Below are 20,782 nucleotides of genomic sequence, written 5' to 3'. Positions count from 1 at the left end.
AGGAACTCAGGCCAGTGCCAGTCTCAATTGCTCTGCAATATAGCTTTGCTGTTCCAGAGTAAGTTCTGGGTACAGCGGTAAACTGATAATAGTTTCATAAAATTGTTCAGCCATTGGGTAGGTGCCCCACCGAAACCCCTGCGCCTGATAGTAAGGCTGGGAATGAATAGGAATGTAATGCACATTCACTCCAATACCTGCTGAACGTAATTTGTCAAAAACCGCTTTGCGCTGCGTTTTATCGGCCAGTCTCACTATGTACAAATGAAATGCGCAAATCCTGTCTTTCGGTACAGAAGGCAGTTCCAGAGGTAAACCAGCCAGCAGCTGTTGGTATGAAGCGACAAGAAGCTGACGTTTCTTAATTATTTCACTCAGTCGTTCTGATTGACTAAGGCCTAAAGCTGCTTGCAGCTCGGTCATCCGGTAGTTAAAACCCAATTGCAGTTGTTGATAATACCAACTCCCGTGGCTGGGTTCGGTCATCAACTCGTCAGCGCGAGTGATACCGTGACTACGCAATAATTGCATTTTTTCAGCAAGCACCGCTTGATTAGTCAGTGCCATACCGCCTTCTGCAGTGGTAATTATTTTGACAGGGTGAAAACTGAATACGGTAATGTCGCTGTACTGGCAACTGCCGACAGCTGAGTTCTGGTAACTGGCGCCAACCGCATGCGAAGCATCTTCAATAATACGAAAACCATAACGCACAGACAGCTGATAAATGTATTGCATATTGCAACTTTGCCCTGCCAGGTGGACAGGGATCAGAACCTGAGGCAACTGATTATTTTCTTCGGCGTGTTGCAGCTTTTTTTCAAGAGCTATGACAGACATATTGCCGCTGTCAGGCTCGACATCGACAAAATCGATGATTGCGCCGCAATACAATGCGCAGTTTGCTGACGCAACAAAGCTGATTGGAGAGGTCCAGACTCTGCTACCAGGTCCAACCTCTAATGCCAAACATGCCAAGTGAAGAGCTGAAGTAGCATTACTTGCTGCCACAGCATAGGTGGCTCCTGTCAGTTTGCAGAGACGTTGCTCGAAGGCTGGAACCACTGGCCCCTGGGTCAGGAAATCGCTTTGCAGTACTTCGGTTACGGCATCAATATCTTGTTGAGTGATATGTTGACGCCCATAGGGGATCATTTCATTGCTTCCTGATTAAAACTCTGAAGCTCATCAGCACGCAAAAAATGCGGGTTTTTATCCGACACATATTCAAAATTAGGCGTTACCAATCGGCCCTGTTCCTGCAGGGCATTGCTTGAGAAATCGTTACTGCGACTAAAAAACTTAATGGCAGGAGCAATTACGTAATGATCGTCGAATTCGTAGGTGTTATGTGACATATCACCGGGACACATCATCTCATGCAGTTTTTCACCGGGGCGAATACCAATTTCTTTCAGCGGTAATTGCGGTGCCATGGCTTTAGCCAAATCAACAATACGGATTGATGGAATTTTGGGTACGAAAATTTCACCGCCGAGCATCCGCTCAAAGTTTTTCAGCACGAAGTCGACGCCTTGTTGCAGGCTGATCCAAAAACGGGTCATTTCCGGGTGTGTAATAGGCAGATGATCGCTGCCTTGCTGGATCAGCTTTTCAAAAAACGGCACTACTGAACCTCTGGATCCTACGACATTGCCATACCTGACTACGGAGAAACGTGGTTTGCTGCCACCGGAAATATTGTTGGCAGCAACGAAAAGTTTGTCTGAGGCCAGTTTGGTCGCTCCGTACAGGTTGACCGGGTTGGCCGCTTTATCGGTGGAGAGCGCAATCACTTTTTCGACGTTATTTTCAATGGCGGCGTTGATCACATGCTCTGCGCCATTGATATTGGTTTTAATGCATTCCATCGGGTTGTATTCGGCGGCAGGGACTTGTTTCAAAGCTGCGGCATGGATCACATAATCTACACCGCGCATGGCTCGAATCAGTCTTTCCTGATCTCTGACATCACCTAACATGTAGCGCATGTTGGGGCTGTCAAATTTCTGTTGCATCTCATACTGTTTCAGCTCATCACGGGAGAATATAATCACTTTCTTCGGGTTATAGCGATTTAACAAGGTTTCAGTGTACTTGTGGCCAAATGAGCCAGTCCCGCCAGTGATCAGTATGCTTTTATTGTTAAACATGGGTCTCTCCCAATCCTCCACCCAGAGCTTTGTAGACGCTAGCACATTTTATTCCAACATTGGAATGTTATTGGTTTTTAACAGCTTATTTTTTGACTGTTTGGTTCTTAAATTTAGATGGCCTCCGTGTTTGCCTGATTATTTGCTGAACAGCCAGAGCATGCAGTATCCTTTAGTTGTGCTCTCTGGAGGTTATACTTATGAAAATTACCCCAAATTCAATTGCCGATCACTCACTTCGCACCAGCAGCAATGAAGGCAATGATTTACTGAAAAAACTGGCCACAGGAAAACGCGTGAACAGCGCAGCCGACGATGCAGCCGGTTTACAAATCATTGACCGGCTGACTTCGCAGATTAACGGTTCTGATCAAGGAATACGCAATTTATACGATGGTATTTCACTGGCACAGACGGCTGAAGGTACTCTGGCCGGGGTGTCGGACAGTCTGCAGCAGCTGCAAACGTTGAATGTGCAGGCCGGCAACGGCATCTATACCCAAAGTGATTTGGCGGCTTTGCAGGACCAGGCAACCCAGCTTGGCAAAGGCATTACCGATCAGCTTAGCCGTAGCAGTTTTGCTGGGCAAAAGTTGTTTGATGGGGGCAATACACTCAGTTTTGAATCTGGCAGCGGTCAGTTGCAACTGGAAACCGGCGATTTGAGCAGCGAATTCAGTAATGTGGGGCTGGATAACATTGACCTGACCAGCAGTGCAGGGCGCAGCAACCTGCAGGCATCACTGGAGTCTTTTACCCAATTGGTCAATTCCAACCGCTCGAGTCTGGGGGCTGGTATCAACAGTTTTAGTTCGGCTATCAACAGCTTGGCTGAGCAGGAAGTGAATACCTCAGCGGCGCGCAGCCGGATTGAAGACCTGGATTATGCGCAGGCCAGCTCGCAAAAAGCGGCCAATGATGTAATGCAACAGAGCTCTTTGGCGGTGACTGCCCAAAGCCGGATCTCGGCTGAACGCGCTCTGCAACTGCTAAGTTAGTCCTTCGTCATCTCCTCGCGCTGGATTTTTGACACTGGTGTCAAAAATCCAGCGTTTTACCTTGCAAGCTGACGCTTCCGCTGTACAATGGAATAAAAAAGCACATCGGATAAAAAGTCCTTTTTTATAAGCCTATGAGCAATAAGCTTTATATTCTTGATCAGCACGAGTCCAGAGCCCTTCGTCTGGCTGCCGTACTTGGCTTCATTGGTGAAGAGCCTCAGGTACTGCAAGAGGCACAATTGTCTGCCTTTCTGCAAAACGATCCAAAAGCTGTGGTGTTATTAGGGGCTTTAACCTCGCAACAACACCAGCAATTTATTGAACAACATCCGCTTTGCGCTTTTTTACTGGTTGGCGACAATCTGAAGCTGCATTTAGCACAGCCGAATGCGGTCGGTTTGCTGACAGAGCCTTTCGCTTACGCATCTTTTACCCAATTGCTGCGGGACTGTCAGGAGTACCATCGTTTACTGCCGGGTCAGCGCAGTCAGACTGAACAGCATCGATTTATCGGCATGGTCGGGCAAACGCCGGCCATGCAGCAAGTTCGTTTTCTTATTCAGCAAGTTGCAAAAACCGACGCCAATGTGTTGATCCTGGGCGATTCCGGCACTGGGAAAGAAGTGGTCGCCCGCAATATTCATGCGTTATCTAACCGGGCTGAAGGGCCTTTTGTGCCGCTAAACTGTGGCGCCATCCCTGCGGAGCTGCTGGAAAGCGAACTCTTTGGTCATGAAAAAGGCGCATTTACCGGCGCTATCTCCACCCGTAAAGGGCGTTTTGAGCTGGCTCAGGGCGGCACATTGTTTCTGGATGAAATCGGCGATATGCCATTGCCCATGCAGGTTAAATTACTGCGGGTACTGCAAGAGCGGGTCTATGAGCGGGTTGGTGGCAGCCAGCCTATTAAGGCCGATGTCCGTATTATTGCGGCAACTCACCGTGCTTTGGAACAAATGATTGAAGACGGCCGTTTCCGTGAAGACTTGTTTTACCGGCTCAATGTATTTCCTATTGAAACCCCGGCACTGCGTGAGCGGGCCGATGATTTACCTGCGTTGGTGCAGGAGCTGGTGTTGCGGGCTGAACAGCAGGGGCATGCCCGGGTCAAGTTTACAGAGCGGGCGCTGGAGAGTTTAAAACTGCATGCATGGCCGGGCAATGTGCGTGAACTGGCAAACCTGGTCGAACGTATGGCGATAATGTATCCGAATCAGGTGGTGGATGTGGCAGAGTTGCCACAAAAGTACCGTCATCTGGATGTGGAAACTTATGTGCCGCACTACCCGGATGCCTTGCAGGAGCGTGATGCGCTGAATGAACTGTTCCAGTTCAGCGAGGAGGAAGACGACTCTGCAACTGATCCTGAGGACCTTGACCAGGTCATTGGCGATTATTCGGTATTGCCTGAACACGGCATGGATTTAAAAGACTTCCTGGCCGATTTGGAAATCTCGTTGATCACTCAGGCGCTGGAGCGTCATGACTATGTGGTCGCAAGAGCAGCTGACCTGCTGTGTTTACGCCGGACCACGCTGGTGGAGAAGATGCGTAAATACAATCTGATGCGTGACGAAAGCTAAGCCGTCAAAAAAACGCCATCTTAACCTTCTGATTTAAAATAATAATATTTGTGGCATACCTTGTGCATAGCTTTGGCGAATGTCAAAGTTTTGCGAGGTTGCCATGAGCAGAGCCTATGCCTATGTTTCCATTGAAGCGGTGCAGTCAGAAGCTGAACACTGTGCGGATGCTATTCGCACAGCAAAACGGCTGGAGCATCTGATCCACAAATTGCCGACAGGCATCGTGGTGTTGGATGAACGTGGCTTTGTCGCACAGGCGAATCCGGTGGCGCGGTCCATGCTGGGCGAACCTTTAATTGGCCAGCGCTGGCTGGATATTATCAGCAGAGCATTCCGGCCTCGCAGTGATGATGGCATGGAAGTCTCGTTGCAGGACGGCAGTCGGGTCAAATTGGAAATCAGTTCGATGGAGCCCGAAACAGGCCAGCTGATCGTACTGACCGATCTGACGGAAACCCGTCAGTTGCAAAGCCGCATGGCGCACTTACAGCGTTTGTCGACGCTGGGGCGCATGATGGCGTCTTTAGCTCACCAAATCCGCACTCCGTTGTCTTCAGCGCTGCTGTACGCGCAGAACCTGGGCAGTCCGAAGCTAAACCCGTTATCCCGCGAACAATTTCAGCATAAGCTGGTGGCGCGGCTGCAGGATTTAGAGCAGCAGGTCAATGATTTATTGTTGTTTGCCCGGGCTGGCCGCGAACAGCAGGTGGTGCCTTTGTCTATGCAACAACTCCTGAGCGAAGTCTTTGCCGGTGTTGAAGTATTGATTGAACAGCAGCAAGGGCGAATTCAGGTCGAATTGCCGCAGCCGGATGTACAAATTCTTGGCAATGCCAGAAGCCTGGCGGGCGCCATTCAGAACCTGCTGCAGAACAGCATGCAAATCATCGGCCCCGGTGCCTTGTTAAAACTGGAAGCCCGGCTGGCACCAGACAACCCACACCAAGTGCTGATCGCGGTAGAAGACAATGGCCCTGGCGTGCCTGCTCATTTACAGCAACAAATTTTTGAGCCCTTTTTCACCACTCGCAGTCAGGGCACTGGCTTGGGCCTGGCCGTGGTGCAGGCGGTTGTGCATTCCCATAACGGTCTGGTGCGCTATCGCAGCAGCCAAAGTGGTGGCGCACGGTTTGAATTGGTTTTCCCTTTGTATCAGGCGGTGATGCAGCCGCAGGAGTTGGATTATGCACACAACTAACATTCTGGTGGTTGAAGACGATGCAGGCTTACGTGAAGCTTTGGCCGATACGCTGAACCTGGCCAATTATCAGGTGCTGCAGGCTGAAAACGCCGAGCAGGCACTGAGCTTATTAAAACAGCATAAAGTGGCGCTGGTGGTCAGTGATGTGCAGATGGGGTCGGTTTCCGGCCTTGAACTGCTCAAAAGCCTCAAGCTGAACTACCCGGCGTTGCCTGTATTGATGATGACCGCGTACGCCAATGTGAATGATGCAGTACTGGCTATTCGTCAGGGCGCTGTGGACTACCTGGCCAAACCTTTTGCGCCCGAAGTCCTGGTCAATATGGTGGCCCGTTATGCGCTGACCGAAACCGTGGATGCGATTGAGCCTGTGGTGGCGTCTGAGCAAGGTCAGCAGTTAATCCGTTTAGCCGCCAAAGTGGCTCGTTCTGATGCGAACGTGCTGGTGCTGGGACCAAGTGGCTGTGGTAAAGAGGTGCTGGCCCGCTATATTCACCAGCAAAGCCCGCGTCAGAGTGGTCCTTTTATTGCGATTAACTGCGCAGCCATTCCGGAAAACATGCTGGAAGCCACCTTGTTTGGCTATGAAAAAGGCGCTTTTACCGGTGCCATTCAGTCTTGCCCCGGTAAGTTTGAACAAGCCCAGCAAGGCACCATTCTGCTGGATGAAATCAGTGAAATGGACCTGAACCTTCAGGCTAAATTATTACGGGTGCTGCAGGAGCGCGAAGTCGAGCGTTTGGGTAGCCGTAAAACGGTCAAACTGGATGTGCGGGTGGTGGCCACCAGTAACAGAGATTTAAAGCAGGCGGTGGCGGAAGGGCATTTCCGCGAAGATTTGTTCTACCGGCTGAACGTGTTTCCGTTAACCTGGACCGCACTGGCAGAGCGTCCTGCAGATATTCTGCCGTTAGCGCAGCATTTGCTGGAACGGCACAGTCGTCAGACTGGGTTAGCGACACCAACGCTGACTCCGGCCGCTCAGCAGAAACTGCTACAACACAGCTGGCCTGGGAATGTCCGCGAGCTGGACAACATTATGCAGCGGTCTTTAATTATCTCTGACGGTGAGCTGATCGATGCTGAAGATATTCTGCTGGAAATCGTACCTGTCAGTTCGGCACCTGCCGTGCCGACAGTGCAGGACCCGGATCTGAGTCTGTTTAAGTCTGAACTCTATGATCAAGAACACCGGATTATTCTGGAAACCATGAAAGCCTGTGCCAACAGTCGTAAAGACGTGGCCGAGCGGCTTGGGATCAGTGCCCGGACCTTGCGTTACAAGCTGGCGCGTATGCGTGAATCTGGTATTCAGTTACCAGCCTGATGCTCATCTAATCCCTCTTTATTAAGCCAGTGGCAGCGTTAGCTGCCACTGGCTTATTCGTTAAATTTGACGCTGCTTTTTTGAAATTATTCAAAATCATCACTTTGATTCAGTTCTTAAGTCTGTTTTAAATCAATGTGTTATGTCTGACTTGTTGTGTTCTGTTGCTGCTCTGATTCGCGAATCATGACTCTGGCACGACTTGTGCTTATTCCCTGTTATCTGAAGCCGACAACAAAGTTTTGACAGGTGCTTACCATGAAAATCCAGGGCCATAGCTTCTACCAGGAAATGCAATCGATGATGCTGGAATCCCGTGCTGTATCGGCGGATCTGGCATTGCCGAAAGAGCCAGCCATCAACACCAGCCAGTCGGATTTCTCCGCGATGCTCAAAGGCGCTCTGGACAATGTCAATGCGTTGCAAGGGGAAAGCCGTAACCTGAGCACCGCAGTAGAAATGGGCGACCCACGTGTCTCCCTGGCGCAAGCCATGATTGCCGGTCAAAAAGCATCGCTGGCCTTTGATGCCACAGTGCAGGTTCGCACCAAGCTGGTGGAAGCGTACAAAGAAATTATGTCGATGCCTGTGTAGTAAGGAGTAGAAGGTGGCGGAAAGTACATCAACAGAATTGGCTCTGGCATCCGACGAATTTAGCAAGATGCCGGACCAGCAGGAGCAGAAATCTGGCTTCCTGGGTTCAGTCGGCGGTATGGATATGGTGCGTCAGATCAGTCTGATTGTCGCGCTGACCATCTGTATTGCGATCGCCGTGCTGATTATTCTTTGGGCCCGCGAGCCGGAAATGAGGCCTTTGGGCACCTTTGAAACCCAGGAATTAATCACTACACTGGATTACCTCGACGCCCAGAAAATTGATTACAAACTCGAAGGCAGTACCATTCTGGTCAATGGCGACGAGTACCAGAATATCAAGCTGGACATGGTGCGTGCCGGCGTGCAACAGCAACAAAGTTCTGGTGATGAAATCCTGATGCAGGACAGTGGCTTTGGTGTCAGTCAGCGTCTGGAAACCGAACGCTTAAAGCACAGCCGTGAACAGCAGCTGGCCCGCACCATCGAACAAATGCAAAACGTCGCCTCGGCCCGCGTCTTGTTAGCTATTCCAAAAGAAAACATCTTTGCCCGTCGCGAAAAGCAGCCTTCTGCCACTGTGATGATCAGTGTCAAAGGCAATAAAAGCCTGAAAGAAAGTGAAGTGGACGCCATTGTTGATTTAGTGGCTTCTGCGGTGCAGGGTCTGGAGCCAAGCCGGGTCACTGTCACCGACCAGAATGGGCGTTTGCTCAATAGTGGATCGCAAGACGCCAGTTCTGCCCGGGTGCGCAAAGAATACGAAATGGAACGTTCGCGGGAAGAAGAGTATCGTCAGAAAATTGACTCTATTCTGATCCCAGTGCTGGGTGTGGACAACTACACCGCTCAGGTCGACTTGTTGATGGACTTTACGGCCGTCGAACAAACTCAAAAGCGCTTTAACCCGGATTTACCTGCAGTGCGCAGTGAGATGAGCATTGAGCAAAACAGTGTGGGTGGCAATATCAGCGGTATTCCTGGCGCTTTGTCTAATCAGCCACCGCTGAACAGCAATATTCCTGAACAGGCAGGCGAAGGCACACAGCCGGTGATCCCTGGCCGCAACAGCAAAGAAATTACCAAGAACTATGAGCTGGATACCACCATCAGCCATTCAACGCAGCAATCTGGCGTGATCCGTCGGATCAGCGTTTCCGTGGCGGTTGACTATAAACCTGGCGAGGCTGCGGCCGAAGGTGAGGCTGCAGGTCCGCAACCACGGACTCAAGCGGAGCTGGCGAATATCCGTCGTTTATTGCAGGGGGGGATTGGTTTTGACGTGCAACGTGGCGATACCATCGAAGTGGTGTCGGTGCCATTTGCCCGTGAAGCACTGGTCACAGCTGAAGAGCCGCCAATTTACGAGCAAGAATGGTTTATGCGGATGATGAAACTGCTGGTGGGCACTCTGATTATCATTGTGCTGATCCTGGCCGTGATCCGTCCGATGTTGAAACGTCTGATTTACCCAGAAGACACCACAGAGGTGTATGATGAGGCGTCACTGAGCAGCGGTCTGGATCTGGGTGATGAAACCATGGATATGCTGACCAAAGAATTTGACGCGAAGTCGGTTGGTTTCGCGGCCGATGGCACCCTGATGCTGCCGGACTTGCATGGTGACGAAGACTTATTAAAAGCGGTGCGTGCTCTGGTAGCCAACGAACCTGAACTGTCCTCTTTGGTCGTGAAAAACTGGTTAAGCGAAGATGAGTAATGTAGATACGATCAAACCCACCTTTGATGTGGGCAAACTGGATGGCGTGGAGAAAGCCGCCATTCTGTTGCTGAGTCTGTCTGAGGAAGATGCGGCGCAGATCCTGAAACACCTGGAACCTAAGCAGGTGCAGAAGGTGGGTATGGCGATGGCGCAGATTGAAGATCTGAACCAGTCAAAAATTGCGGCCGTACACAAGCTGTTTATCGAACAAATTCAGAACTTCAGTACCATCGGCTTCCAGAGCGAAGAATTTATCCGTCGCGCTTTAACGGCCGCCTTGGGTGAAGAGAAAGCCTCGAACCTGATCGACCAGATTATTCTGGGCGGCGGTGCCAAGGGTCTGGATTCGCTGAAGTGGATGGACTCGAAGCAAGTGGCCAATATCATCCGCAACGAACACCCGCAGATCCAGACTATTGTATTGTCCTATCTGGAGCCGGAGCAGTCGGCGGAAATCCTGTCACAATTCCCGGAAAAGGTGCGCCTGGACTTAACCATGCGTATTGCCAACCTGGAAGAAGTTCAGCCAGCTGCGTTGCAGGAATTGAACGAAATTATGGAAAAACAATTTGCCGGTCAGGCGGGTGCGCAAGCGGCGAAGATGGGCGGCCTGAAAGCAGCAGCCGATATCATGAACTACCTGGACACCAACGTCGAAGGCCAGTTGATGGACGCCATCCGCGAGCACGACGAAGAAATGGCACAACAAATCCAGGATTTGATGTTTGTATTCGAAAACCTGCTGGATGTTGATGACCGCGCCATTCAGACCATTCTGCGCGAAGTGCAGCAGGATGCGCTGATGAAGGCACTGAAAGGCGCCGACGAAAACTTAAAAGAGAAAATCCTTAAAAATATGTCCAAACGAGCAGCTGAATTGCTGATGGACGATTTGGAAGCCATGGGCCCGGTGCGTGTCAGTGAAGTCGAAGCGGCGCAAAAAGAAATTCTGTCTGTGGCAAGACGTCTGGCCGATGCGGGCGAAATTATGCTCGGCGGCGGTGGCGGCGAAGATTTCCTCTGACGGAGTAGCAGATGACCGATCATTTTCGCGGTAAGCAGCCATTCGAACCCGATGAGGAGCTGCTGGAGTTACTGAAGCAATGGCCGGCACCTATGCTTGAGGCTGAGCACAAACAGGCAGCGAACCGCACCAATGCGTTATACAAAACCAGGCCAGATCCGAAGGTTGTGACAGTAACCGAAGAGGCGGATGAGCTCGAATTAAAGCCATTAACGGCTGAGGATATTGAGCAAATCCGTCAGGCGGCCTATGACGAAGGTTTTGCTGAAGGGAAAAACGCGGGGTTCGGGCAGGGCTATCAGGATGGCCAGAACCAAGGCTTGCAGGATGGTTTAAAGCAAGGTCAGGACGAAGGCAAAAAGCTGGGCCTGGAAGATGCGGCCGCAGAGGTCGACGCTATCAAGCAGCAACTGGCACAACTGCTGGACCAGCTGCAGCAGCCCCTGGCCCAGATAAACGACCAGGTAAAACACCAGCTGACGGAGCTGGCGCTGCGAATGGCAGAAGCCGTGATTGCGGTCGAAGCCAAAACCAACCCAGCCGTCATTTTACAGACCGTCAGTGACGCTGTGGCGGTGCTGCCGCTGCAAACCGAACACGTCTTAATTAAATTGCACCCGGACGATCTGGCGATACTGCAGCAGCATTACACTGAAACTGAACTGACACAGCGCCATTGGCAACTGCGGGCTGAACCGAGCCTGGAGCAGGGCGGCTGCCTGATTGAAACCCCGTTATCCAGCATTGACCGCAGCATGAAACAACGACTTGCTGCAAGTCTGGAGCACTTTTTGCATAGCCAGTCACAGGATCCTTCTTAACCGGGTACATTCATGGCGGCAACCGACCTTCTGGCCCACCTGAAACAACAGGAACAGTATATTCAGCGCTCGCGTCCGACCTTAGCCGGTCGTCTCGTCCGTGTCGTCGGGTTGACGCTGGAAGCCACTGGCTGCACAGCTGGCATAGGCCAGACCTGCAGCGTGGAAACCGCGACGGGCGAACTGCATGCCGAAGTGGTTGGTTTTGCCAGCGACCGCATTTTTTTAATGCCCAAAGACGACGTCTCAGGAGTGGTGCCTGGTGCCCGTGTCACCCCTTTACTGGATTACAAAGGGGTGCCATTGACCATGGCGCTGCTTGGTCGGGTGATTGACGGGGCTGGTAAACCACTGGATGGCAAAGGCCCTGTGCTGAGTCAGGAATTTGGCGGTCGCAAAAAACCACCTATTAACCCCTTGCAGCGTCAACCTATCCACGCCCCGCTGGACGTCGGTGTGCGGGCGATTAACAGCATTATTACTGTCGGCAAAGGCCAGCGGATGGGGTTGTTTGCCGGTTCTGGTGTCGGTAAGTCTGTGCTGCTTGGCATGATGACACGTGGCACCTCGGCCGACGTCATTGTGGTGGGCCTGGTGGGCGAGCGTGGCCGCGAGGTGAAAGAGTTTATCGACGAAATTCTCGGTGAAGAAGGCCGGGCCCGTTCTGTGGTGGTTGCCGCTCCGGCCGACGTTTCACCGCTGATGCGTCTGAAAGGCTGCGAGACCGCCGTACAGGTGGCTGAGTATTTTCGCGAGCAAGGGCTTGATGTGCTGCTGTTGCTCGATTCTGTCACCCGGTATGCGCAGGCGCAGCGTGAAATTGCGCTGGCGGTGGGTGAACCCCCGGCAACCAAAGGCTATCCACCGTCGGTATTTGCCAAATTACCTGCTCTGGTGGAGCGGGCCGGTAATGGCGCCGCAGGCCAGGGCTCTATTACGGCATTTTATACCGTGCTGTCCGAAGGGGATGATTTGCAGGACCCGATCGCTGACGCGGCCCGGGCTATTCTGGATGGTCACATAGTTCTGTCAAGGCAACTGGCCGACAGTGGTCACTTTCCGGCCATTGATATCGAAAAATCCATCAGCCGGGTGATGCCGGCCGTCACCAGTATGGAGCATCAAAAACTGGCCCGAGCCGTTAAGCAGCTTTATGCCTCGTATCAGCAAAGTAAGGATCTGGTCGCCATCGGCGCTTATGTGCGTGGCTCAGACCCGCAACTGGATTTGGCGATTGGGCTGATGCCAAAGATCCGCAATTTCCTGCAGCAGGAAATGAAAGAAGTGGTGCCTTATGACGACAGTCTGGCATTACTGGAACAATTGTTGCCGACTGCAAAAGGTAAATAAAGATGGCCTTGGCGCAACTGCAAATGCTGGTGAAGTTCCAGCAGGAAAAAGAAGACAAACTGCGTGCCTTGTATCAGGGCGCCCAGGCGAACTACCAGAATATGCAACAAAAGTTTGACGGCCTGGCCGCTTACCGTACCGACTATCTGCAACAAACCCAGCAGCGGGGCCAGCATGGCATGGCCAGCCGGCAGTTTAATCAGTATCTGAACTTTATCAGCAAACTGGATAAAGCGCTGAGCCAGCAACAACAGGCGGTGCAGCAGGCGAAAGCCGCAGCAGAGCAACGCATGCGCCAGTACCTGGAGATGCAAAAAAAGCGCAAGGCTCTGGAGCTGTTGATTGAAAAAGAACAGTTAACTCAGCAAGCCAAAGCTGCCCGGCAAGAACAGAAGTTGCTGGATGAAATTGCCACCCAGCAGTTTTTCCGCCGCGTGTCTTAAATTATGGCGCGGGAATTGAATACATGAAGAACAGATATGCAGACGTTGTCAGATGGCAACATACGGCGGTGCGACAACGCAGGCACCGCGGGCTTAATCGGAGTACCCTATGACCGACTTGATGATCACAACCCTGATGGGGCGGGACAGCGCGTTAAATCAGGCGAAAGGCGCGAATGTCCTGAGTGATACCGACTCTGACAGTCGTTTTTCTGACGCGCTGGCACAACAGGTTCAGTCGGACTCCGCCAGCCATGCTCACAAAGCAAAGAGGCAAAGTCTTGCCGTGGGCAAGGACGATAAAGCGGGCCAGACATCGGCGACTAAAGTGCGGCAGCCCGACACTCTCGCCACTCAGGCTGAAGCAGGCAAAGATGAAAAAGCCACTGGTTCTGAGCTGATTACCCAAGACAAAGCTGCAGCAAGCTCCGAAGCAGATGAACTTAATGCTCAGCTGGTAGCGAACGATGCTGATGGCTCGCAGAACCACGCGCAGTTTTTCGGCGCCGCTACGCAGCCATCACCTGACAAGGACCTGACATCATCCGACGTGCAGTTGGATGCCGGTGACGAAGATGCTGCCCTGGCTGGTGGGGCAGAGCAGGACACTGAAAAATCTGGAGAGAGCAGCTCCACTGAGTTTGAATTATTGAAATACCTGGATAACGCCATTTTATTGGGCAACAAGCTGCGTCAGGACACGCATCAGGCGAAGCTCAATAACAGTGCCAAGGCGGCGGATACAGCGTTGGCCACGGCAGAATCATTGCAACAAAACGACAAGCTGGCGTTGCAGGCCGCTTTAACCACGGCGAAAGGCGAGGCTGTGTCCTCAGACGTAGCTGCGAAGATGGCTCCATCGGATGAGGTTAGTGAGCTGCCGCAAATCGCTGCTGAGACCATCGATGTTGAGGCCGAAGTCGTCGATGAAGCGGGACAGAAAGCAAAGAGCGCAAAAGCAGACCCAACAGCGGATAAATCCAAGCCAGTGACCGAGACGCCTGACACCGAGTTACCCGTGGTTGACCAGGCAGAATCTGTGGCTGACGTGGCCCAGGCGTTAGCTACTGCGCAAACAGAAGGGATGAGCAGTGCTGTGGTCGCTCAGGTTAAAACAACAAAATCCTCTGCAGACTCAGAATCAGCCGGTCTTGCCGCTGACAAGGTTGTGGCTCAGAAAGACCAGGTGCAAACCACTAACGACGTCAGTGATCTGGAGCTCAGCCTGTTGCAAGGTCTGACGACCAGCGCGTCAAAAGCTGACCCCGTGAAGGCTGAACCTAAATCTGCTGCGGCGTCGCGCAGCCATGCAGCTGAGCAAAAATCAAACGCCGATGAACTGGTGAAATTAAGTCAACCGCTGGCGCAATCAGAGTCAGAGGCGGATGCGTCTTCTCAGGATCAACAAGGCCAGCCACAATCGCTCCTGCACGTGTTGGCCGATGGCAGCACTCGACCAGAACGGGTGGCGTTACAACATGGCTTCCAGGACGAGTTAAAGGCGGTCAATGTGCAGGAAAAAACTGTGCAAAGCCGTGAGTTAACGCAAAACCTGAATCCACAGGCCCAGCGTCAGGCGGATTTATTAGGCCAAAAACTGAACCTGATCCAGCCAGAAGCTTCGGTGCATTTGAAAGAGCAGATGATGCTGATGGTGCGGGATAAGGTACAGACCGCGGAAATTAGACTGGACCCGGCTGAGCTGGGATCGATGCAGATCAAAATCAGCATGCAGCAAGATCAGATGTCGGTTCAGTTTGTGGTTCAAAATGGCCAGACCCGTGATTTGATGGAGCAGCAAATGCCACGTTTGCGTGATCTGCTGCAGCAGCAGGGCATTGAACTGAGCCAGGGCTCAGTGCAGCAAGACAGTTCTCATGGTCAGCAGGCCTCTGAAGGCTCAGGTCAGGGACAACAAGGACGGCAGGGTGGCACTGACCAGGGTGACAGCACAGACGAAGGGGTCAGCGCAACTCAAATTCAGGTCGCTGTCTCAGACCGGGTGGTTGACTACTACGCTTGAGTTGAATGCTGGCCTGATGAATCAAACGCTTAGCAAAGCAGCAACCCGGCTGAAACTTATCATTGCCTTTGCCGGAAGCCGAGGTCAATAATATCAGCCATTCAGCCGGATGAGGACGAACAATGGCAGCGGGTAAAGGTAAAGAGTTAGAAATAGCCGATGGTTCAGGCAAAAAGAAAAAACTGATCATCATTGGTGCTGTGGTTGCCGCACTGGCGGTCGGGGGCGGAGCTTTTGTGATGCTTTCCGGTGGCTCGGAGCCGGTACCGCAGGAAATGGACGTTGCCGCCGATGGAGCTCCTGCCGCGGAAGAAGGCGCGGCTGCCAGTGCGGATAAAGGTTCTGCGCTTTATGTCACAATGCCAAGACCCTTTATTTTTAACGTTCCTGGCGCGACTAAAGACCGGCTGGTGCAAATTAAAGTGCAGTTACTGGTGCGTGGCAGCAATAACGAAGAGACGGCCAAAGTGCATATTCCGCTGATTGAAAGTACGTTGTTGCGTACCTTCAGTACCAGCAATGCCGAGCAGTTAATTACGGTCGACGGCAAAGAAGAATTGAAGAAAAAAGCCTTACGTGAAGTGCAGGATGCCCTGACTGGGGTGGCCGGCTCGCAGGTGGTGGAAGAAGTGTTGTTTACTGGTTTTGTGATGCAATAAGAGAGCAGCGACTTGACTGATTTATTGTCCCAGGACGAAATTGACGCGCTATTACACGGCGTTGATGATGTCGAAGAAGAAGAGGTTGAAGACAGTGGTGACGGCCGCGGCCGTGGTGCCACTGAATACGACTTTTCTTCGCAAGACCGCATTGTGCGTGGCCGGATGCCGACTCTGGAAATGGTCAATGAGCGTTTTGCCCGTCATATGCGGATCAGTCTGTTTAATATGATGCGTCGTACTGCCGAAGTTTCGATTAACGGCGTGCAAATGATCAAGTTCGGTGAATACGTTCACACTCTGTTTGTTCCTACCAGTCTGAATATGGTGCGGTTCCGTCCACTGAAAGGGACGGGCCTGATCACCATGGAAGCCCGCCTGGTGTTTATCCTGGTAGACAACTTCTTTGGCGGCGACGGCCGTTACCACGCCAAAATTGAAGGCCGGGAATTTACCCCAACCGAACGCCGAATCATTCAAATGCTGCTCAAGCTGATTTTCGAAGATTACAAAGAAGCCTGGGCGCCAGTGATGGACGTGTCCTTCGAATACCTGGATTCAGAAGTAAACCCGGCGATGGCCAACATCGTCAGTCCGACTGAAGTGGTGGTGATCAGCTCCTTCCATATTGAACTGGACGGTGGTGGCGGTGATTTCCACGTTGCTTTGCCTTATTCGATGCTGGAACCGATCCGGGAATTGCTGGATGCGGGTGTGCAGAGTGATAAAGAAGACACCGACTTACGGTGGAGTAAGGCGCTGCGCGACGAAATCATGGATGTGAAGGTGGATTTAACCACCAAAATGATGGACGTTGACCTGACGCTTGAACAAGTGATGAATCTCAAAGCCGGTGACATTATTCCGGTCGAAATTCCTGAAACGATTACTGTATTGATCGAAGATTTGCCGACCTACAGAGCCAAAGTCGGACGCTCGCGTGACAACGTGGCACTGAAGATCACCGAAAAAATTAAACGTCCTGAATCAGTCAAATCTGAAATGAACGTCTTTACCAAAGGCGGCCGTCGTCTGGACAGCGACGCAGATATTAGTGAACTGGAAGCAGATTTGAATTTGTCTGAACGTACTGAGGATAGATGGTAATGGCAAACGAACAAGATACCATGGACGAATGGGCTGCCGCGCTGGCCGAAGCCGAAGGCGGTAGCAGCGCAGAAGCTGTGGAGCTGGATGAGCTGAAAGAAGAACGTGCACCACTGACGGTGGACGAAAAGCGTAAACTCGACACCATTTTGGATATCCCGGTCACCATTTCGATGGAAGTCGGGCGGGCGAAAATCAGTATCCGTAACCTGCTGCAATTAAATCAGGGCTCAGTGGTGGAACTGGAGCGACTGGCTGGTGAACCGCTGGATGTGCTGGTCAACGGTACCCTGATTGCTCACGGCGAAGTAGTCGTGGTGAACGATAAATTTGGTATCCGTCTGACTGACGTAATCAGCCAGATTGAGCGGATTAAGAAGTTACGTTGATGCTAAAACACGTGCTGCCGCTGCTGTTGTCCGCTCCTGTTGTTGCCGAAGAAGCGGTTCAGAGCGCTCCTGTGGGCTCCGGTGCTGATCTGTTGAATGTATTCGGTTCTTTGGTGATTGTTCTTGGGTTGCTGTTTGCACTGGCCTGGTTTTACAAAAAAATGGTGCAAAAGCTGCCCGGCTCCGGCCAAATTAAAGTGGTCAGCTCCATGATGCTGGGGCCGCGTGAACGTCTGCTGGTGATTGAGATCCAGGGCAAACAGCGTGTACTGGGTGTGACAGGGCAGCAGATTAATTTTTTATTTGAGCTGGAACAGCCGTTATCCGCAGACCAGCCGCCGCTGGACTGGCGTCGGCAATGGCAACAGTTGTTGCAAGGGAAAAAGGATACCAACTGATGTGGCGATTATTGGCTCTGTTGTTGCTGGTTTTGAGCCCTGAATTGCTGGCTCAGCAGTCCGGCGCTTTATCCGCCCTGACCGTGACCACCAAGCCGGATGGGACTCAGGATTACAGTGTCACCCTGCAAGTGCTGGCGGTGATGACAGCGCTGAGTTTTATCCCGGCCATCGTCATTATGATGACCAGCTTCACCCGCATTATTGTGGTGCTGGCCATTCTGCGTCAGGCCATTGGCTTACAGTCTTCACCGTCAAACCAAATCCTGATTGGTATCACCTTATTCCTGACTTTTTTTATTATGGCGCCGGTGTTTGATGAGGTGAATCAAAAAGCCCTGCAGCCGTATTTAAGTGAGCAAATCACGTCAATTCAGGCCTTTGACGAAGCGTTAAAGCCGATGAAAGCCTTTATGCTGCATCAAACCCGTTTAAAAGATTTGGAAACCTTTGCTGAAATTGCTGGTACACCCAAAGTGGATAATGTGGCCGATTTACCGATCACTGTAGTGATCCCGGCATTTATCACCAGTGAGCTGAAAACGGCGTTCCAGATTGGTTTTATGATCTTTATTCCATTTTTGATTATCGACCTGGTCGTCGCCAGTATTTTGATGGCGATGGGGATGATGATGTTGTCACCCATGATTGTATCTTTGCCATTTAAACTGATGATGTTTGTGCTGGTGGATGGCTGGTTACTGGTGATGGGAACTCTGGCAACCAGTTATGGGGTGGGCACATGAGTCCGGAAACCTTTGTTGATATCCTGAGTGATGCGCTCTGGCTGATTATTCTGATTGTGTCCGTGGTGATTGTTCCGTCACTGCTGATTGGTCTGGTGGTGTCCATCTTTCAGGCGGCAACCTCTATTAACGAACAAACATTAAGCTTCTTACCTCGTTTGATTGTCACTTTGCTGGCATTGATGTTTGGCGGCCACTGGCTGACCCAGACCTTGATGGATTACACCCAAAAACTCTACCTGAGCATTCCTTCGGTAGTCGGCTGATGGATTACCCGCTACAGCAGTTACTTCAGGTGATCGCTGACTTTATGCTGCCCTTTACCCGTGTGGCTGCCATGATGTTTATTATGGCGGCATTCGGCGCGAAAAATATTCCAACCCGGGTTAAAACAGCCTACTGCGCAGCCTTTATTGTGATGGTGATGCCGGTGGTGCCGCCGGTGCGGGACGTCAACCTGATGTCGCTGAATCTGGTGGTGCAGGTGATCCAGCAAATTATTATTGGTCTGGCCATCGGTTTTATTTCCCAGATATTTATTCAGGCTTTTGTCACCGCAGGTCAGGTGCTGGCGACCCAAACCGGTTTAGGTTTTGCTGCTTTGGCGGACCCGGTTAACGGGGTGTCGGTGCCGGCCATTGGTCAGTTTTACCTGATCCTGGCCACCTTGCTCTTTCTGGTGTATGACGGCCATCTGGCGATGTTTCAGCTGATGATGTTTAGCTTTGAGTCCTTGCCCATTCAAGGGCAATGGCTGGACGTGAACAAATACTGGCAGATTGCTGAATTTGGCGGCTGGATTATTGTGACTGCTCTGGCTATTACTATGGCGCCGGTCACTGCCATGCTGGTGGTGAATATAGCCTTTGGGGTATTAACCCGTACTGCTCCTCAGCTGAACATTTTTTCGATAGGGATGCCTATCAGCATGATCGCCGGTTTATTGATTATGTACCTGACGCTGGATACCTTCCTTTATCACTTTAACCTGAACTGGCAATACAGCATTGATTATGCGTGCCGGTTAGTGGGCTGCTGATTGATGACCACTGAGCAGAACAGGAGGCGCTAATGGCGGAATCAGGACAGGAAAAGACCGAACAGCCCACCAGTAAAAAACTGGAAGACACCCGAAAGAAAGGTCAGGTCGCCCGCTCGAAAGACCTGGCCACTTTTGCCGTATTGCTAGGCAGCAGTGCCGGCATTCTGATGTTTGGTTCGCAAATCGCTGGCTCTGTGCTGGAAGTGTGTCGCCGCCTGTTATCGCTGGATGAAAAAGATATTTTCAATCCCTATTCCATGTTTACCGCCTGGGGCGATTCCATTTGGGCCTTGCTGCCTGCGCTGATTAAATTCTTTCTGCTGATTATGCTGGCCGCCTATGTAGGCAGCATTCTGGTTGGAGGCTACAACTTCACCTGGCAAGCCATCGGTTTCAAATGGAGCAAACTCAATCCGGTCAGTGGCTTAAAACGGATGTTCGGCATGCAGGCCGTGGTCGAATTACTGAAGAGTGTCAGTAAAGTGCTGGTGATTGGTGGTTTGACCTATGCACTGCTCAGCAACTATTTCGACGATATTATGACGCTGTCGATGATGAGTACGCCGGATGATATTTATGCAGCGGTGGAAATACTGGCCTGGGTGTTTTTTGGCATTTGTTGCAGTGTGGTGGTGATTGCGATGATAGATGCGCCTTATCAGGCCTGGCAGCACAACAAGAACCTGAAAATGACGCTGCAGGAAGTGAAAGATGAGTTTAAGAACCAGGAAGGCGACCCTCGGGTAAAAGGGCGGATCCGAACCTTGCAGTATCAGGCCGCCAAACGTCGCATGATGTCTGAAGTACCGACGGCTGACGTGGTCGTGACCAACCCGACTCACTTTGCGGTGGCGCTGAAATACGATCAGGCGAAATTCCGCGCCCCTGTTGTAGTGGCCAAAGGCGCTGATGAAGTCGCGCTGATGATCCGTAAAATTGCCGAAGAAAACAAAGTGCCCGTGCTTGAATCCCCGATGCTGGCGCGTTCGGTGTTTTACACGACAGAACTGGAGCAACCTATCCCTGAGCAGCTGTTTGCGGCTGTAGCGCAGGTGTTGGCCTACGTGTATCAGCTGAATATGTTCCGCAAAGGCAAAGGGAAACGACCCAAAGCGCTGGCGAAAGATTTGCCGATTCCTGAGGAATTCCGCCACTAAACCGGCAATTGATAGCGCCGATTTTCAAACTGGAACAC

At 51.6% G+C, this 20,782-nt stretch carries 21 protein-coding genes; 19 read left to right on the top strand and 2 right to left on the bottom strand.

Features of this window, described 5'->3' with window-relative positions; all coding sequences use genetic code 11:
- Positions 1-6: 6 nt before the first annotated feature.
- Together pseC and pseB are read right to left on the bottom strand one after the other, a co-directional pair.
- Positions 7-1,155, bottom strand: coding sequence for a UDP-4-amino-4,6-dideoxy-N-acetyl-beta-L-altrosamine transaminase (gene pseC, locus ACFO3I_RS17975; RefSeq protein WP_377336433.1), 1,149 nt, complete (start codon positions 1,153-1,155; stop codon positions 7-9).
- Positions 1,152-2,153 (bottom strand): UDP-N-acetylglucosamine 4,6-dehydratase (inverting), encoded by a 1,002-nt coding sequence (gene pseB, locus ACFO3I_RS17970; protein ID WP_377336431.1) that lies wholly within the window; start codon positions 2,151-2,153, stop codon positions 1,152-1,154. The genes pseC and pseB overlap by 4 nt, the downstream gene beginning before the upstream one ends.
- Positions 2,154-2,353: 200 nt before the next feature.
- Here pseB and ACFO3I_RS17965 point away from each other — a divergent pair, with 200 nt between their 5' ends.
- From ACFO3I_RS17965 to flhB, 19 genes are all read left to right on the top strand, one after another.
- Positions 2,354-3,151, top strand: coding sequence for a flagellin (locus tag ACFO3I_RS17965; protein WP_377336429.1), 798 nt, complete (start codon positions 2,354-2,356; stop codon positions 3,149-3,151).
- A 134-nt stretch (positions 3,152-3,285) separates the two neighbouring features.
- Positions 3,286-4,737: a sigma-54 dependent transcriptional regulator gene (locus ACFO3I_RS17960; protein WP_377336426.1), complete on the top strand. Its 1,452-nt coding sequence runs from the start codon at positions 3,286-3,288 to the stop codon at positions 4,735-4,737.
- 103 nt (positions 4,738-4,840) lie between these two features.
- On the top strand, positions 4,841-5,938 hold the full coding sequence (locus tag ACFO3I_RS17955; protein WP_377336424.1) for a sensor histidine kinase: 1,098 nt from the start codon (positions 4,841-4,843) through the stop codon (positions 5,936-5,938).
- A complete protein-coding gene (locus tag ACFO3I_RS17950) occupies positions 5,925-7,268 on the top strand; it encodes a sigma-54-dependent transcriptional regulator (protein ID WP_377336422.1) in 1,344 nt (447 codons plus the stop codon). The genes ACFO3I_RS17955 and ACFO3I_RS17950 overlap by 14 nt, the downstream gene beginning before the upstream one ends.
- 258 nt (positions 7,269-7,526) lie before the next feature.
- Complete coding sequence (gene fliE, locus ACFO3I_RS17945) at positions 7,527-7,862, top strand: flagellar hook-basal body complex protein FliE (RefSeq protein ID WP_377336420.1); 336 nt, start codon at positions 7,527-7,529, stop codon at positions 7,860-7,862.
- Positions 7,863-7,875: 13 nt separating this feature from the next.
- Positions 7,876-9,582 (top strand): flagellar basal-body MS-ring/collar protein FliF, encoded by a 1,707-nt coding sequence (gene fliF, locus ACFO3I_RS17940; protein WP_377336418.1) that lies wholly within the window; start codon positions 7,876-7,878, stop codon positions 9,580-9,582.
- Entirely contained in the window at positions 9,575-10,609 is a 1,035-nt protein-coding gene (gene fliG, locus ACFO3I_RS17935) for a flagellar motor switch protein FliG (protein WP_337841101.1), read from the top strand. Before fliF ends, fliG begins: the two co-directional genes overlap by 8 nt.
- An 11-nt stretch (positions 10,610-10,620) precedes the next feature.
- Positions 10,621-11,430 carry a flagellar assembly protein FliH gene (fliH, locus tag ACFO3I_RS17930; RefSeq protein WP_377336416.1) on the top strand — a complete coding sequence of 270 codons (810 nt, stop codon included), beginning with the start codon at positions 10,621-10,623 and terminating at the stop codon, positions 11,428-11,430.
- Positions 11,431-11,442: 12 nt separating this feature from the next.
- Positions 11,443-12,780 carry a flagellar protein export ATPase FliI gene (gene fliI, locus ACFO3I_RS17925; protein ID WP_377336414.1) on the top strand — a complete coding sequence of 446 codons (1,338 nt, stop codon included), beginning with the start codon at positions 11,443-11,445 and terminating at the stop codon, positions 12,778-12,780.
- A 2-nt stretch (positions 12,781-12,782) separates the two neighbouring features.
- On the top strand, positions 12,783-13,223 hold the full coding sequence (gene fliJ / locus ACFO3I_RS17920) for a flagellar export protein FliJ (RefSeq protein WP_377336412.1): 441 nt from the start codon (positions 12,783-12,785) through the stop codon (positions 13,221-13,223).
- A gap of 109 nt (positions 13,224-13,332) precedes the next feature.
- Complete coding sequence (locus ACFO3I_RS17915; protein WP_377336410.1) at positions 13,333-15,246, top strand: flagellar hook-length control protein FliK; 1,914 nt, start codon at positions 13,333-13,335, stop codon at positions 15,244-15,246.
- 122 nt (positions 15,247-15,368) lie between these two features.
- Positions 15,369-15,905: a flagellar basal body-associated protein FliL gene (gene fliL, locus ACFO3I_RS17910; protein WP_377336408.1), complete on the top strand. Its 537-nt coding sequence runs from the start codon at positions 15,369-15,371 to the stop codon at positions 15,903-15,905.
- A 12-nt stretch (positions 15,906-15,917) separates the two neighbouring features.
- Positions 15,918-17,012 carry a flagellar motor switch protein FliM gene (fliM, locus tag ACFO3I_RS17905; RefSeq protein WP_377336405.1) on the top strand — a complete coding sequence of 365 codons (1,095 nt, stop codon included), beginning with the start codon at positions 15,918-15,920 and terminating at the stop codon, positions 17,010-17,012.
- Entirely contained in the window at positions 17,012-17,401 is a 390-nt protein-coding gene (gene fliN / locus ACFO3I_RS17900; protein WP_377336403.1) for a flagellar motor switch protein FliN, read from the top strand. Before fliM ends, fliN begins: the two co-directional genes overlap by 1 nt.
- Positions 17,401-17,799: a flagellar biosynthetic protein FliO gene (fliO, locus tag ACFO3I_RS17895; RefSeq protein ID WP_377336401.1), complete on the top strand. Its 399-nt coding sequence runs from the start codon at positions 17,401-17,403 to the stop codon at positions 17,797-17,799. The genes fliN and fliO overlap by 1 nt, the downstream gene beginning before the upstream one ends.
- The gene (gene fliP, locus ACFO3I_RS17890; protein WP_377336398.1) at positions 17,799-18,545 is read left to right on the top strand and encodes a flagellar type III secretion system pore protein FliP; all 747 of its coding nucleotides are present in this window, start codon (positions 17,799-17,801) and stop codon (positions 18,543-18,545) included. Before fliO ends, fliP begins: the two co-directional genes overlap by 1 nt.
- Positions 18,542-18,811: a flagellar biosynthesis protein FliQ gene (gene fliQ, locus ACFO3I_RS17885; RefSeq protein ID WP_377336396.1), complete on the top strand. Its 270-nt coding sequence runs from the start codon at positions 18,542-18,544 to the stop codon at positions 18,809-18,811. The genes fliP and fliQ overlap by 4 nt, the downstream gene beginning before the upstream one ends.
- Positions 18,811-19,584, top strand: a complete 774-nt coding sequence (fliR, locus tag ACFO3I_RS17880; RefSeq protein WP_377336394.1) for a flagellar biosynthetic protein FliR — start codon at positions 18,811-18,813, stop codon at positions 19,582-19,584. Before fliQ ends, fliR begins: the two co-directional genes overlap by 1 nt.
- A gap of 32 nt (positions 19,585-19,616) precedes the next feature.
- Positions 19,617-20,744, top strand: coding sequence for a flagellar biosynthesis protein FlhB (gene flhB / locus ACFO3I_RS17875; protein WP_377336392.1), 1,128 nt, complete (start codon positions 19,617-19,619; stop codon positions 20,742-20,744).
- Positions 20,745-20,782: the final 38 nt, after the last annotated feature.

The sequence above is a fragment of the Rheinheimera marina genome (genome assembly GCF_042654345.1).
In the GTDB taxonomy this organism is placed as follows: domain Bacteria; phylum Pseudomonadota; class Gammaproteobacteria; order Enterobacterales; family Alteromonadaceae; genus Pararheinheimera; species Pararheinheimera marina.
The sequence above is the reverse complement of the archived record's forward strand: the minus strand, read 5'-3'. Positions and strand labels throughout refer to the sequence as shown.

Bases quoted from the DNA above. Each gene is read 5' to 3' on its own strand.
- pseC (WP_377336433.1), bottom strand. From the start codon at position 1,155: ATGATCCCCTATGGGCGTCAACATATCACTCAACAAGATATTGATGCC.
- pseB (WP_377336431.1), bottom strand. From the start codon at position 2,153: ATGTTTAACAATAAAAGCATACTGATCACTGGCGGGACTGGCTCATTT.
- ACFO3I_RS17965 (WP_377336429.1), top strand. From the start codon at position 2,354: ATGAAAATTACCCCAAATTCAATTGCCGATCACTCACTTCGCACCAGC.
- ACFO3I_RS17960 (WP_377336426.1), top strand. From the start codon at position 3,286: ATGAGCAATAAGCTTTATATTCTTGATCAGCACGAGTCCAGAGCCCTT.
- ACFO3I_RS17955 (WP_377336424.1), top strand. From the start codon at position 4,841: ATGAGCAGAGCCTATGCCTATGTTTCCATTGAAGCGGTGCAGTCAGAA.
- ACFO3I_RS17950 (WP_377336422.1), top strand. From the start codon at position 5,925: ATGCACACAACTAACATTCTGGTGGTTGAAGACGATGCAGGCTTACGT.
- fliE (WP_377336420.1), top strand. From the start codon at position 7,527: ATGAAAATCCAGGGCCATAGCTTCTACCAGGAAATGCAATCGATGATG.
- fliG (WP_337841101.1), top strand. From the start codon at position 9,575: ATGAGTAATGTAGATACGATCAAACCCACCTTTGATGTGGGCAAACTG.
- fliH (WP_377336416.1), top strand. From the start codon at position 10,621: ATGACCGATCATTTTCGCGGTAAGCAGCCATTCGAACCCGATGAGGAG.
- fliI (WP_377336414.1), top strand. From the start codon at position 11,443: ATGGCGGCAACCGACCTTCTGGCCCACCTGAAACAACAGGAACAGTAT.
- fliJ (WP_377336412.1), top strand. From the start codon at position 12,783: ATGGCCTTGGCGCAACTGCAAATGCTGGTGAAGTTCCAGCAGGAAAAA.
- ACFO3I_RS17915 (WP_377336410.1), top strand. From the start codon at position 13,333: ATGACCGACTTGATGATCACAACCCTGATGGGGCGGGACAGCGCGTTA.
- fliL (WP_377336408.1), top strand. From the start codon at position 15,369: ATGGCAGCGGGTAAAGGTAAAGAGTTAGAAATAGCCGATGGTTCAGGC.
- fliN (WP_377336403.1), top strand. From the start codon at position 17,012: ATGGCAAACGAACAAGATACCATGGACGAATGGGCTGCCGCGCTGGCC.
- fliO (WP_377336401.1), top strand. From the start codon at position 17,401: ATGCTAAAACACGTGCTGCCGCTGCTGTTGTCCGCTCCTGTTGTTGCC.
- fliP (WP_377336398.1), top strand. From the start codon at position 17,799: ATGTGGCGATTATTGGCTCTGTTGTTGCTGGTTTTGAGCCCTGAATTG.
- fliQ (WP_377336396.1), top strand. From the start codon at position 18,542: ATGAGTCCGGAAACCTTTGTTGATATCCTGAGTGATGCGCTCTGGCTG.
- fliR (WP_377336394.1), top strand. From the start codon at position 18,811: ATGGATTACCCGCTACAGCAGTTACTTCAGGTGATCGCTGACTTTATG.
- flhB (WP_377336392.1), top strand. From the start codon at position 19,617: ATGGCGGAATCAGGACAGGAAAAGACCGAACAGCCCACCAGTAAAAAA.